Here is a 13640-nt window from a genome sequence, read left to right as displayed (position 1 = left end):
GTGATCGACCTTGTTTGCGCCACGCGCGCCACCGAAGCGGAGTTCTGGAACAAGTCCGCCCTGGGCCTGTCGCTGCGCCGCATGGCGCACGACGACCGGCTGCTGCCGCGCGTCTATTTCGAGAATCGCCGCGGCCTGCCCATCCTCTACAACGAACGCATCGCCGCGCCCGATGCCGCGCCGGTGCTGGCCTTCATCCACGACGACGTCTGGCTGGACGACTATTTCTTCTACGAGCATGTGATGGCGGCCGTGCACGCCTTCGACGTCATCGGCGTGGCCGGCAACAAGCGCCGCGCGCCGATGCAGCCGTCCTGGGCCTTCCCGACCACCCAGTTCGAGTGGGACGACCGTGCCAACCTCAGCGGCGTCGTCTCTCACGGCCCGTCGCCCTTCGGCCAGATCTCGGCCTTCGGGCCCGTGCCCGCCGAGTGCGAACTGCTTGACGGCGTGCTGCTGGCCGCCAGGCGCGACACGCTGCGCGCCAGACAGGTGGGCTTCGACGAGCGCTTCGACTTCCATTTCTACGACATGGACTTCTGCCGCAGCGCCCGCGCCGCCGGCCTGCGCCTGGCCACCTGGCCCATCGCCATCACCCACCAGAGCGAGGGTGGCTTCGGCTCGAACGGCTGGATAGAGAACTACAAGAAATACGTCGGCAAGTGGGGCGACTAGCTGTGGAGTCTCAATAGGTTCTTGCGCGAAGCATGGAGCCTGGAGATGGGTGGCAGGCATCCGATGCCGTGATGACGGCGGTGCCAGTTGTAGAAGTGAGTCCAGACCGGCAAGGCTTGGCAACGGGCCTCGGAGTTGCTGTACGGTCGCCCGTAGGCCCACTCGCGCAAGGCCGACTGGATGAACCGCTCGGCCTTGCCATTGGTCTGGGGTCGGAATGCACGCGTGAACTTCTGCGCGATGCCGTTCTCCAAGCAAGTCTCGGCGAAGGCTATGGAGTGGAAGGCCGGCCCGTTGTCCGTGATCACGCGCTGCACCGGCACACGCAGCGCGGCAAAGTGGCCTATGGCAGCCCGCAGGAAGCTGACTGCGCTCTCCTTGCGCTCGTCTGGGTGAATCTGCGTGAACGCGATGCGGCTGTGGTCGTCCACGGCAACGAAGACGAAGTCCCAGCCCACATGGCGCGTTCGGTGGCTTCGATCGCCGGTGACGCGATGGCCCGCACCGTCGAAGCGTCCGAGCTTCTTGATGTCGATGTGCAGCAGCTCTCCCGGCACTTCGCGCTCGTAGCGCTGCACCGGCTCAACGGGACGCAGATCGCTCAGCCGAGACAGCCCTTCGCGCTTGAGCACGCGGCTGACCGTCGCCTTGGATACGCCCATGTAGGACGCGATGTTGGACTGCAGGAACAGCTTGCGGCGCAGCTCGACGATGGTGTTGGCTACGGCCGGCGTGATGGCGCGAGGCGAGCGCGCTGGGCGCGAAGACTTGTCCAGTAAAGCCTGGGCGCCACCGGCCAGGTAGCGCGCGTGCCACTTGCGCGCGGTAACGGCGCTGACACCGTGGTTGATCGCCGCCTGTGAGGCGGACAAACCACGCTCTGCGATGTCTTGAACCATCTTCAGACGGCCAAGGTACGTCAATCGGGCATTCTTATGGATGTTCATCCGGCTCCGGCTTTGAAGTTGACTGGGGGTTTGGCGATTTCCAGTCTCTCAAAACCTCGCCGGGTGAACACCCGCAACAACCTATTGAAGCTCCAGAACTAGCGCGCGTTCGGGCGCCGCAGTCCCGACCAGCTCGCCTGCACTGGAAGCCGCGGGTGGCGAGCGTCATGCCTTGCATCAGTCGATGCTGTACTGCAGGCCGGCCCAGAGGCCACGCGGTGCCCCATGGCCACGAAACTGCTCGGCGCGCGCGTTGGCCGCGTCCCAACTCGCACCCGGGCCCGTGAACACGTTCATGCCCAGCACGCCGAAGTTGGCGTAGCGCCGATCCAGGACGTTGTCGATACGGGCGAACAGGTTCAGCCGCGGCGAGGGCGCGTAGCGGCCATCGAGGTTGATCAGCGAGTAGCCACCGATGCGGCCATTGACGTCGGCATTGTTCTCGTCACCGCGCGCTCGTACGGCGCTGCTGGTGACGAGGTTGAGGCCCAGGGTCCATCCCGGCAAGGGCGAATGCTCCGCACGCAGCTTCAGCGTATGGCGCGGCAAGCCGGGAATACGGTCACCAGGCTTGACGTTGATGGCGCCGTTCGCATCGGCGGTCGAGTTGCTGGGGCTGCTCTCCAGGAAGCCTGAGACGTAGTGAGCGTCGAGGTAGGTGTAATGCAGGTTCAGGACCAGAGGGGCCGCACGAAGGCCGGCATCGAGCTCGAGTCCCTGGCGGCGGGTGGAGCCGATATTCTGGAAGTAGCCGGCGTTGACCGCCAGGCCGTCGCCGCTGACGAACTGGATGTCGTCGCGCAGGTCGCTGCGGAACAGCGCGATTCGCCAATCCGTGGATGCCGATGGCTTGCCGCGCGCCCCCAACTCGAAGGTGCTGGAGACGACCTTGCGCAGTGGTGGGTCGGAGATGAAGGCGTTGGGCAGCTTGCAGGGCGCGGCAGGGTCGGCGCAGGTGAGCTCCATCGCGGTCGGCGCCCGCATGCCCTGGTTGTAGCTGGCATAGGCAGTCAAGCCGGGCCTCGGATTGAAGTTCACGCCGATGGACGGATTGAAGCGGGTGAAACGGTGGCTGCCGTTCAGTTCGGGCGCGGTGCCGCTGCGGTCCCTGATGGACACCGTGGCGAGGTTGAAGCGCCCGGCGAGCGTCAGCGTCCAGACGGGGCCGAGGTCCAGCGAGCTCGATGCATAGGCGCCGCTGTAGCGGGTGTCCGAGTCGGAATCGGTTTCGGCTTCGAACGGTCCCAGCGGCGTCGTGCCGCGGTCGCTGGTGAAGGCGGCCGGCTGCGAGGTGCGCGTGAAGCGGGCGTGCCCGTCGTCCAGCCCCAGGCCGATGCTGAGGTGGTGCGGCATCGCCGCCAGCTTGCCGGCATAGGCCAACTGCACGCTGCCGCCCCGGCTGGTCTGGGTGACGACCGAGGCGTCGTTGACCGCCGGGGGGGCGTCCTCGTCGTCCTGCGAGTCGTTGGCATTGCTGCTGACATTGCGGTTGCGGAAGCTGCGGTGGTAGACATTGCCGCTCAGGCGCCAGGCCTCGCCGAGGGCCTGGCTGCCATGCAGGGCCAGGCCGAACAGGTGGTTCCGGTTCAGGTCGGGCCAGGTGTAGGCCTGGCGGATGTCGCTGAAGCTCCGCGGCAGTGTCTGCGTGCCCTCGAGATGGTTGTCGGCCCACTGCAGGCTCAGGGTCAGTTCGCGGGTGGTGTCCTGATAGCCCAGCTTGCCGAACACCTGGCGGAGCTCGCTGGCGTTGTGCTCGGCCCAACCGGTTTCCCGGGTGTGGGCACCGGTCACGAACCAATCCCATCGACCCTGGCGGCCGCCGAACTCGGCGCCGTAGCTGCGGCGCCCGAACGAGCCGCCGGAGGCCGTGATGGATGCGCCCGGATGGTCGGGATACTCGCTGGCACCGCGCTTGGTGACGAGGGCCAGGGCGCCGCCCAGCGTGTTCATGCCGTGCACGGGGCTGGACCCGGGGATCAGCTGGATGCCGGCGATGGCCGAGGACGGGATCAGGTCCCAGTTGACCACGTCGCCGAACAGCTCGTTCATGCGCACGCCGTCCAGGAACACCGAGATGCCCTGCGGCGTGCCCAGCAGCGGCGAGGCGGTGAAGCCGCGCACATTGAGGTCGACCTGGTTGGCGTTGCCTTGCACCGCATTCAGGTTCAGCCCGGTGGCGTTGGCGGCCAGAAAGGCGGTCAGGCTGTCGGTGCCTTGCGGGCCCCACTGCCCGCTGGTGAAGGTCTGCACATTGGCCGGGATCTTGCTGAGCGGCAGGGTCGAGCCGGGCAAGGGCATCGGGCTCACCAGTTCGACCTTGGGCAGCACTTCGATGGCGGCCGGCGCCGGGTCGGCGTGACCCAGCGGCGCCAGCAAGGCGGTAGCGAGTGCGAGAGGGAGTCGGATGAAGCGGGCAGGCCTCATCGGATGGCAACTCCCCAAGGCAGCTTGCCAACGGTGACATCGGCCAGCCGGCCGTTGCCTGCGGTATCGATCACGCTGACCACGCCCGATCGGCCGCAGGCCACGTAGAGCTTCTTGCCATCGGGGGTCAAGGCCATGTTCCACGGTCGCTGGCCCACCGGGATGGTGGCCACGATGGTGCGGCTGGCGACGTCGACCACCGACACCGTGGCATCGCCGCCGTTGGACACGAAGACCCGTTTGCCGTCGGGATGCACGCTGATGCCATTGGCGCGCAGGCCCGCCTTGATCCTGGCCAGCACCTTGAAGCCGGCGGTGTCGATCAGGTAGAGCTCGCTGGAGTTCTCGGCAGCCACATAGGCCACCTTGCCATCGGGTGAGAAGCCGATGCCGCGGGGGCGTGCGCCCACCGGAATGTGGGCCACCTGTTCGCGACGCTTGAAGTCGATCACGTCCACCGCCTCACCTTCCTCGGCGCTGACGAAGATCAGCCGCCCGTCGGGCGAGAAGACCGCGTGCTCGGGGTTCTTGCCCTGCACCTTGACGACGAAGGCCTTCTTGTTGGTGCCGGTGTCGACGAAGACCACATCGTTGGACTCCTCCAGCGCTACCACCACCCAGCGCCCGTCGGGCGAGATGCCCACGCCCTCCGGGGACTCGCCCAGGGCGATCGCTCCGCTTTGCCTGCGTGCCTCCAGGTCTACCAGCACCAGTTGGTTGCTGGGCTGGTCGCTCACATAGGCCGTGCGTCCGTCCAGACTGATCACGGTGCCGCGGGGCTTCTTGCCGGCGGGAATCTCGGCGACCACCATGTCGCTGGCCGTATCGATCACGCTGAGCGTGCCCGAGCCCTCGTTCGGCACGTAGGCCAGCGGTGCAGCGAGGGCCAGCCAGGGGCTGAGCATCAGGGCAAGGAGCAGGCAACGGGAGTTGGGCATCAAGGGTCCTTTCGCAATCTCAAGGCGCAATCTCAAGGCGCAATCTCAAGGCGGTTTGCGGCTGTCGTGCGTAGGCGGACAGACCCGCCAGCCAGTTGCGGCCCTCGTTGACGATGACCGATTGGCGTGGTGGCGATCGAGGAGGTTGGTGGCACGTGCGAAGGCCGACGGAAGCCGCGACTTCAAGCCCGCGCCCCTAGATCAGGGCGTCGATCTGGCGTTTGAAAGCCGTCAGTTCCGCGCGGCCAACCGTCGGTCCTTCATTCGGCACCGCTTGGTCGAAATCGAGTTCCAGCACCTGGGCCAATGCCGCGCTCCAGCCGGCGAGGTTGCCGCCGGCGGCAGCATCCAGGTGCGGCCCCTGCGGGGAATACAGGTCGCCCACGGCCACCACCTGCTTGTCAGGGAAATAGACGACCGTATCGGCATCGGTCGTGGCCTTGCCAAAGTACTTCAACTCGATCTGGATGCCGCCGAGCTTGAGCAGGTAGCTGCGGTCGAAGGGCACCAGGGCCGCCGCGCCGCTGTCCTTCAAGCGGGGCACGGCGTTGGCCTGCAGCAGGATCGGCACCTTCGCAGCGGCGAAGCGCGTGCTGTTGGCTGCCTGCCCATCCAGGGCGTTGGTCAGGATCAAGGCGCGCAGCGGCATGTCCGCAAGCTTGTTGATCTTGCGGACCTGGGACATCAGGACCTTGTAGCTGTCGGGAGACTTCCCATTCACCAGCACGAGTCCGTTGGCACTGAAGCGCAGCAGCGAATTGCCGCCGCCCCCGGTGATCAGGTACAGGCCCGTCTTGAGCAACTGGGCCTGCAACTGGGGCGGCTGTACCGCTACTTGCGCCTCTTGCTTCTCTTGCGCCTGGGCGCCCAGGCAAGCCAGGCTGCCCAGCGCGATGAGCAGCCGCCTGCGTTCCTTATTTGCCATTCTTCGAGAAGGCAAAGAATTTGTTGTTGGTCGTGAAGCCAGGAATGCCGAGGTGGGCATAGCCCGAGCCCCAATAGACGACGCCGTCGACGATGGAAGCACCCGCGTTGACCGAGGAGCCCGATGCGTAGGTCCACAGCGTCTGGCCGTTCGCGGCATCCAGGGCCAGCATGGTGGGCGCGGTCGGCGCGCTGCCCATGGACGACGCGAACACCACGCCGTCCGCCACCGACAGCGGGCCGATGGCGATGGAGCCGTTCGGGTCGCCGACCTGCCAGAGGATCTTGCCGGTCTCCGGGTCCAGCGCGGCCCAGGAGCCGCCACCGCCGTATTGCGTCGGGATGCCGTAGAAGTTCGCGATCGACACATAGATGCGCTTGCCATCCGTGGCCGAGCCCCATTCCATGCCGCCCAGCGAGGAGCCCGGGCCGACCTGCGTGCGCCAGAGTTCGGCGCCGGTGTCCGGGTCCATCGCGAAGTAGATGCCGCTCTTCTGGCCTGCGCCCAGGATGGTCTTGTACCGGCCCTTGCTGTCGCGGTAGGTGATCAGGTTGGGCGCCGACGCGAAATCGTAGTCGGGGCCCGCGCCCGCCGGGCAGTTGCCGTTGGCGAAGATGAAGCAGTCGACGTTCCAGTCATCGCTGCCATCCTTGGCCATGCCGGGTTGGTTCCAGGTGACGAACTTCTTGGCCCAGCGGATCTTGCCGGTCAGCAGGTTGAGCGCGACGATGGAGTCCACATGGTTGTCCGGCGAGGCGCAACTGGCTTGCGTGCCGCCTGCGGCGATGCAGGCCACATAGGTCGGGTCTTTCGGCGTGCTGTAGTTGTTGCCGGTGCTCGCGTAGACCGTGCCGCGCAGGATGTCCACGACGAAGTTGCTGCTCCAGACCCCGGCGCCGCTGTAGCCCTTGGGCGTCATATAGGTCTGCCAGAGCACCTTGCCGGCGTTCTTGCCCTCCAGCGACACCGCGACGACGCTGCCGCGCCCGTTGCAGCAGACAAAGCCCGGGAAGAAGGCGGCCAGGCCTTCGCCGTTGGAGGCCACGCCCGTGTAGAGCAGGCCGCCCACGACGACCGGCGAGGCCGTGATCATCGCGAAGGCATCATTGGCCGGCGATTCGAGCTGCGTCTTCCAGAGGAGCTTGCCGTTGTCGGCCTTGATGGCCAGCAGCCAGGCGCCCTCCTGCGTACCGATGTAGACGACGCCGTCGTTCACCGCCGGGCTGGTGCGCGAATGCGTGTTGGCCGGCAGCCCATAGTCCGATAGCTGGTGTCCCCAAACCTTTTTGCCGGTCTTGGTGTCGACGGCCCAGACATTGCCGCCCCAGTCGGGGAAGTAGGCCGTGCCGTCCACGACCGCCGCGCGGGCCGAGATCTCGCCGCCGGCAGTGAAGACCCATTTGGGCTTCAGCTTCTCCACGTCCTTCAGGGAACCAGGGACGGCCTGGGCCGTGTTGTGGATGTTCTGGCCGAACATGGGCCAGTCATTGGCGCCGATCCAGTCGGGCAATTCAGGCGCGTTGTGCGCCGTGGCGCAGAAGCTGAGGGCGGCGAGCGCCAACCCCAAACCCGCACGCATAACAGACCAAACGAAGGCGTTGCGACCAGTCATCTCACATCTCCCAGTTAGGAATACCGCTTACCGATGAAGTCTTTGGTTCGTGTGTTATTGCCGTTTGTTACGAATTGATTGTGCGCGACACGTCCAAAGAGTTTTAGGTGATTACCCGGGTGGCTACGGTTTGTCACGCCTGCAGGGCTGCGGCATCGCGGCAAGGCGAGGTGATGGACACGCATGCCGCGCGACGCCGGTCCCCATCGTGCGCCCGGTGATTGAGCCCTCCAGCCGGCCTATCCTTTCGTAGGGCTGCCAGTTGGCGCGGGGCTGGGCATGATGCGAGGCATGCTGCCTCACCCCCAGGACGAACGCACGCGCCGCGCGATGCTGGGCTTGTTCTATGCCCAGAGCGGGGTGAGCCTGGTGGCGGCGGCGCTGCTGGTGCTGCTGCATGTGGGCACGCAGATCGACCGCGTGGCGCTGCCGCTGCTGCTGGCCTGGGGCTTGGCATTTGCGGCGCTGATCGTGCTGCGGGCGCGGTGGAAGCACCAGGTGGCGCAGCTGCCGGAGGCCGCCGACGCCGTGCCCTGGGAGCGGCGCGCCGAGCTGGGGGCGCTGGCAACCGGTGGGCTGTGGGCGCTGGCGCTGCTGATGGCTTTCGACGCGCGGCTCCATGCGACCCAGATGTACGCCGCCATGCTGGCCTGCCTCACCTGCGTGGCCAGCATCAATGTGATGGCGCCGCAGCCGCGCGCCTTCGTGATGCTGATCGCCCCCGTGGCCGCGGCACTGATCGCGCTCTTCCTGTGGCCCGGCAGCTGGGGCGGCGCCTACAACGCCTTGCTGGTGCTGGCCGCCGTGGGCCTGGCGATGGCCTTGACGCTGCGCCACACCCGGCTGCTGCGCGACAGCCACGCGCTGCGCTTCGAGCGCGAGGCCTTGCTGGCCCAGGCCCAGGCGGCGCGCGAGGCGCAGACGCGTTTCCTGGCCGCCGCCAGCCACGACCTGCGCCAGCCCGTGCATGCACTGGGCCTGCTGGCCGCGCAGGCTGCGCACGAGCTGCAGGGCCGGCGCGCGGCGCAGACGGCGGAGCAGTTGCAGGCCATGGCCCAGGCGCTGGATGGGCTGGTGGAAAGCCTGCTCGACGTGTCGCGCCTGGACAGCGGCGCGCTGCAGCCGCAATGGCGCTCGCTGCCGCTGCAGCCCTTGTTCGAGCGCCTGTCCACCGAGTACGCGGTGCTGGCCGAGGCCAAGGGTTTGCAGTGGCGCCTGCGCCCGACGCCGCTGTGGGTGCGCAGCGACGCGCAGCAGCTCGAACGCCTGCTGCGCAATCTGCTGTCCAACGCGCTGACGCACACCGTGCACGGGGGCGTGCTGCTGGCGGCGCGCAAACGCGCGGGCCGCGTGCAGGTCGCCGTCTGGGACACCGGGCCGGGCATCCCGCCCGAGCACCACGAGCGCATCTTTGAGGAGTTTGTGCAGCTCGCCAACCCGGGGCGCGACCGGCGCCGCGGCCACGGCCTGGGCCTGGCCATCGTGGCGCGGCTGGCGCGGCTGCTGGACCACCCGGTGGCCCTGCGCAGCCGCCTGGGGCATGGCAGCTGCTTCACGGCCAGCCTGCCGCAGGACGAGCCGCGCCAGCTGACCGAGCCTCGCACGGTGCCGCAGGGCCAGCCGCTGCAGGGCCGCTGCGTGGCCCTCGTGGAGGACGATGAGGCGGTGCGCGAGGCCACCGTGACGCTGCTGCGCACCTGGGGCTGCGAGGTCTGGGCCGAAGCCGCGGTGGCGCCTCTGCTGGTGCGCCTGCGCGCGGCGGGCGCGCGGCCGCAGCGCCTCATCAGCGATTGGCGGCTCGGCGAGGGCGACGGGCTGAAAGCCATTGCGGCCCTGCGCGAGGCCTTCGGCGGCAAGCTGCCCGCACTGCTGATCAGCGGCGAGACGCTGCCGATGAGCGCCAAGACGCTGCAGGCGCTGCGCGTGCAGCCGGCGCGCAAGCCCCTGCCGCCGGCGGCCCTGCGCGCCTGGCTCAGCGCGCCGTCAGAGCCACGTTCAGAACCGCATTGACGCCAGCCGCGCCTGACCCGCCAGCGCGGCCTCGGCGCGGTTGCGCACGCGCAGGATGCGAAAGATCGTCACCAGATGGCCCTTGACCGTCGGCTCGCCCATGCCCAGCTCGCGCGCGATCTCCTTGTTGCTGCGGCCCTTCACCAGCTCGGCCAGCACTTCGGCCYGGCGCTGCGTGAGGGCTTCTTCCGCGGCCTCGGCACCGCGTTGCAGCAGAAACGGCGGCAGATAGCAGCCGCCGGCCAGCACCAGCTCCAGCGCCCCGAGCAGCACGCCCACGTCGGCGCTCTTGGGCAGCCACCCGGCGGCGCCCTCGTCCAGGGCGCGCATGGCCAGCAGCGGGTCGGTGTCGGCCGACATCAGCAGCACCGGCAGCAGCGGCCATTCCGTGCGCAGCTGCTGGAGTGCCTGCAACGGGGCGAGGCCGGGCAGGTGCACGTCCAGCACGACGAGGGCCACGTCGGGCCGGGCGCTCAGCAGCGCCTGCGCGGCGGCCAGGCTGTCGGCCTCGCTGACCTCGCAGCCCTCGCGCTGCGTGCGCAGCAGCTGCGCCATACCCACGCGCACGACGGGGTGGTCGTCGACGATGAGGAGGTGCAGTGCGTGCAATGGCGCGGTCATGGCCGCGCGATCATGCCGCCAAACGCCGGGTTCGGGCAGGCCGGCGCTGGATTCTGGCGCCGGGCCTTGGCCAGGCCCCGCGTTCAACCGCCGTGTCGCAGCTGCCGCCGGGCGGCTGCGGTGAGGACGGCGAGCCCGATGCCGAACAGCGCGAGGGAGGCCGGCTCGGGCACGCTGGAAACGTTGATGGTGCTGCCCATGGGCGTCGTGGTGATGTCCGCCAGTGCCGAGTCGAGCAGCACGACATTGCCGAAGGACAGCTCGCTTCGCCCCGCGGTGAGCGCCTGGAAGGACAGGTGCACGACCCAGCCGTCGCCGCTGACGCCGGGGCCCGGCCCGACCAGGGTGTTGGCCGTGAATGACACCGTGCCGGCGAGGTTGTCGATGCTGCCGGGCCAGAACAGCGTCGCCCGGCCGCCGGCGGACAGGAAGTCGCCCTCCAGGACCGGGCTGGCCTGCAGGATCGCGGGGTCGAACGCGATGTCGAACTGGAAGGCATACAGGTCCACCACTTCGGCGACGAGCACGTCCAGCGTGAAGCTGTCGCCGGGGCGGACGGCGGCGGGCGGGGTGGTGAAGGACAGGGTCGCGGCCGGTGCGGGCGCGACCAGCAGGGCCAGGGCGACGGCGCACAGGCCGGTCAGCAGCTTGATCATTTTGTTCTCCTTGGAGTGGCGTCTTGCCTTGTCGGGCGGTCAGGGGCAGCTCGTGCCCGCCGCGAGCTTCTGCGCGACGAAGGACAGGTCACGGATGTCGACCACGCCGTCGCCGTTCACGTCGGCCCGGGCGTCGAAGCCGGCCTGGCCGGTGCGCCTGCCGAAGGAGGCCTTCACGACGGCCTGGTCCTGGCAGTTGATGGCGCCGTCGAAGTTCACGTCGCCCGGCAGCGTCACGACGGTGAAGGTGGTGGTGCCTAAGCCGGTGTTGCCGGCGACGTCGGTGGCGGTGGCGCTGTAGCGGTGGCTGCCCGGGCCGAAGGAGGACGCCAGGCCGCGGATGTCGGCGCAGCTCGTCGACGCCACGCCGGAATCCTTGTCCATGGCCTCGCACTTGATGTCCACGGTCTGGCCCGGCGAGTAGGCGCCCAGGTTGCCGCGGTAGACGACGGCGGGCGGTGTCTTGTCGATCTTGACCGTGAGGCTGGCGCCGTCGCTCTTGTTGCCGGCGACGTCCAACGCATACATCAAGCCGGTGGACACGATCCCCTCCCTGCTCAGCACCAGCTCGCCAGGGCATTGCGCAACGCCGGAGCCGCCGGTGTCGGCACAGCTGAAGCGCACGGTCACGTTGCCGGTGTACCAGCCGGCGCGGCCGGGCTGCGTCGTCGCGGCTGCCGTGATGGTGGGCGGCTTCGGGTCGACGCGGACGGGGCTGGTCATGAAGCTGACGCTGTGGCCACCGCCCGACATGACGTAGTTGAATCCGTTGGGCAGGTCCTCCGACACGGCCAGGCGGTTGCCGACACAGACGACGTCGCACTGCGGCTTGACCACGACCTGCCGGTTGGTCCAGGTGCCGGGAACATAGGCCTTGCCGTCCGACGTCACCAGGGCGTAGGCGAAGCTCGGGCGACTGAACGTGACGCCGGCGTTCACGCCGGCCACCGCCGTGATGAGACGCCAGCCGGGGAAATCGGCCGTGACGATGCCGACCCGGCTGTTGGCGAGGTGGAAGTTCGGGCGCATCAGGTAGTCGGCCACCAGGGTGTTCATGCCCTCGAACGAGATGGTGCACAGGCCCAGGGCGCAGCCGGTGCGCGGGAAGTCCGGGTAGGTGGAGGCGTTGGCCGTGATGCCGTCCACCAGCCCGGTGGACAGCCGTGCCGCGCCGGTTTCGGGGCTGACATGGCCGCTGGCGAAGAAATAGGGAAACCCACCGACCGAACCGGCCAGCCCCGTCCTTTGCAGCGTGGAGAAGACTTCATTGACGCGTGCCCCGAGGAAGGCCTTGGTGGGCACCCACAGCAGGTCGTACAGGTCCCAGTTCGTCGTCAGGTCATGAGTCACCGGCTCCGCATAGCGGATGTAGCCGTCACCGGCTTCCGTGTGTTCGCGCCGGTAGTGGTGGTTGGCGTTCATGGCGCCCGACATGAACTGGTCCACGATCAGCAGCTTGCCGCGGGCATTGCAGGAGGCCGGGTCTGGTTTGGCGTTGATGGGGCGCACGGGCCCCAAGGTCAGCGCATCGGGATCGGGGCAAGACAGGGGCAGCAGGTAGTCGGCATATTTCTGTCCACTCGGCACGCCATCCAGGATGGCCTCGCGTTCCAGCAGCTCATCCAAAGCCTCGCCGGGGTTGCAATTGCAGTTCGCCGTCTCCTTGGCAATGCGCATGATGACGATTTCGGACGGGTTGTTCTTCAGGAACGAGACGGTCGGCCTGAGCACGTCCCGCTCGAAGTACAGGTTCATCTGGACCCCGCCGTGGAACACCATGACCTGGCAGCGCGTTGAGATCCCGGCACACCCGATCAAGGTCGCCGGGTCGACGTACTTCACCCGGATGTCGAGGTAGCGGATGCCGGATTCCAGCTGCTCGCCGATGTTCATCGTCTGCGTCTGCGCGAGAGGGCCGCCAATGCCCGGGTAGGTGCCGCTGTCATGCGTGCCCGGCAGGGACAGCTCGGTGAGCTTCTTCGCGCCGCTGATGGTCAGCATCCACTGCGGGTTTTTCGCGGTGGCGCCGGTGTCGTGCCAATAGGCGCCGTCGTCGTGCGCCAGTGCGGGCAACGGGCAGCAGAGCGCGGCCCCTGTGAGCGCCAGCAGCGCGGCCACGCGCCGCGCTGTGCGCGCAAATGCGGAAGTCAGCATGGAACTCTCCCTGTCAACGGGGCAGGGCAGGCCACCTATCCACCGCGTCAACGGCTTTGGCCAGCTCGCAAGTCACCCGATGCAGAGCAGTCTAGGAAGCGCCACCCGGGCTGCCCAGCCGACAGACGGATGGGTTGGGGGGATCCGTTTGGATGAGCGGCAGACCCCTCACGCAGCGCCCAGGGCTGCGACGTACACGGCCAGGTCTTCTTCGGAGAAGCAGCAGAAGGTGATGTCCGCAGGCAGTTCGCTTTCTCGCAGCCACAGCTGCACGCTTTCCACGGCGACCTTGGCGGCCAGCTGGATGGGGTAGCCGTAGGCGCCCGTGCTGATGCTGGGAAACGCCAGGCTCTGCAGACCCTGGTCGCGGGCCAGGGCCAGGCAGGCCGCATAGCAGCTGCGAAGCAGCGCCTCCTCACCCTTGCCGCCGCCCTGCCAGACCGGGCCGACGGTATGGATGACGTGCTTCGCGGCCAGGCGAAACCCTGGCGTGATCTTGGCCTGCCCGGTCTTGCAGCCGTTCAGCTTGCGGCAGGCTTCGAGCAAGGCCGGGCCTGCGGCGCGGTGGATGGCGCCATCGACACCGCCGCCGCCCAGCAGCGAGGAGTTCGCGGCGTTGACGACGGCATCGACGGCCAGGGTGGTGATGTTGGCGCGGATGGCGCGGGTCTGCTTCAT

11 protein-coding genes are annotated in these 13640 nt (G+C 68.1%); 2 read left to right on the top strand and 9 right to left on the bottom strand.

Annotated features, from left to right (window positions below; all coding sequences use genetic code 11):
* Positions 1-675: a hypothetical protein gene (locus tag AC1D2H_RS09325; protein ID WP_478010745.1), complete on the top strand. Its 675-nt coding sequence runs from the start codon at positions 1-3 to the stop codon at positions 673-675.
* Here the strand turns inward: AC1D2H_RS09325 and AC1D2H_RS09320 are convergent.
* The 5 genes from AC1D2H_RS09320 to AC1D2H_RS09300 form a co-directional block, all read right to left on the bottom strand.
* Positions 672-1622 carry an IS481 family transposase gene (locus tag AC1D2H_RS09320; RefSeq protein ID WP_478010744.1) on the bottom strand — a complete coding sequence of 317 codons (951 nt, stop codon included), beginning with the start codon at positions 1620-1622 and terminating at the stop codon, positions 672-674. The genes AC1D2H_RS09325 and AC1D2H_RS09320 overlap by 4 nt on opposite strands.
* A 177-nt stretch (positions 1623-1799) precedes the next feature.
* Complete coding sequence (locus AC1D2H_RS09315) at positions 1800-4046, bottom strand: TonB-dependent receptor (RefSeq protein WP_478010743.1); 2247 nt, start codon at positions 4044-4046, stop codon at positions 1800-1802.
* On the bottom strand, positions 4043-4984 hold the full coding sequence (locus tag AC1D2H_RS09310; RefSeq protein ID WP_477933930.1) for a beta-propeller fold lactonase family protein: 942 nt from the start codon (positions 4982-4984) through the stop codon (positions 4043-4045). Before AC1D2H_RS09310 ends, AC1D2H_RS09315 begins: the two co-directional genes overlap by 4 nt.
* Positions 4985-5180: 196 nt before the next feature.
* On the bottom strand, positions 5181-5969 hold the full coding sequence (locus AC1D2H_RS09305; RefSeq protein ID WP_478010742.1) for an MBL fold metallo-hydrolase: 789 nt from the start codon (positions 5967-5969) through the stop codon (positions 5181-5183).
* Positions 5899-7470 (bottom strand): outer membrane protein assembly factor BamB family protein, encoded by a 1572-nt coding sequence (locus AC1D2H_RS09300; RefSeq protein ID WP_478010741.1) that lies wholly within the window; start codon positions 7468-7470, stop codon positions 5899-5901. Before AC1D2H_RS09300 ends, AC1D2H_RS09305 begins: the two co-directional genes overlap by 71 nt.
* 342 nt (positions 7471-7812) lie before the next feature.
* On the opposite strand from AC1D2H_RS09300, the gene AC1D2H_RS09295 reads away from it, so the two are divergent.
* Positions 7813-9531, top strand: coding sequence for an ATP-binding response regulator (locus tag AC1D2H_RS09295; RefSeq protein ID WP_477933936.1), 1719 nt, complete (start codon positions 7813-7815; stop codon positions 9529-9531).
* Here the strand turns inward: AC1D2H_RS09295 and AC1D2H_RS09290 are convergent.
* The 4 genes from AC1D2H_RS09290 to AC1D2H_RS09275 form a co-directional block, all read right to left on the bottom strand.
* Positions 9517-10152, bottom strand: a complete 636-nt coding sequence (locus AC1D2H_RS09290; RefSeq protein WP_478010740.1) for a response regulator — start codon at positions 10150-10152, stop codon at positions 9517-9519. The genes AC1D2H_RS09295 and AC1D2H_RS09290 overlap by 15 nt on opposite strands.
* Before the next feature lie 83 nt (positions 10153-10235).
* Complete coding sequence (locus AC1D2H_RS09285) at positions 10236-10808, bottom strand: cohesin domain-containing protein (protein WP_478010739.1); 573 nt, start codon at positions 10806-10808, stop codon at positions 10236-10238.
* A 39-nt stretch (positions 10809-10847) separates the two neighbouring features.
* Complete coding sequence (locus AC1D2H_RS09280; protein ID WP_478010738.1) at positions 10848-12962, bottom strand: dockerin type I domain-containing protein; 2115 nt, start codon at positions 12960-12962, stop codon at positions 10848-10850.
* A 168-nt stretch (positions 12963-13130) separates the two neighbouring features.
* The gene (locus AC1D2H_RS09275) at positions 13131-13640 is read right to left on the bottom strand and encodes an O-acetyl-ADP-ribose deacetylase (protein ID WP_477933944.1); all 510 of its coding nucleotides are present in this window, start codon (positions 13638-13640) and stop codon (positions 13131-13133) included.

This window comes from Roseateles sp. P1_C1_2, from assembly GCF_056406535.1.
This window is presented reverse-complemented; position numbering and strand designations above follow the sequence as displayed.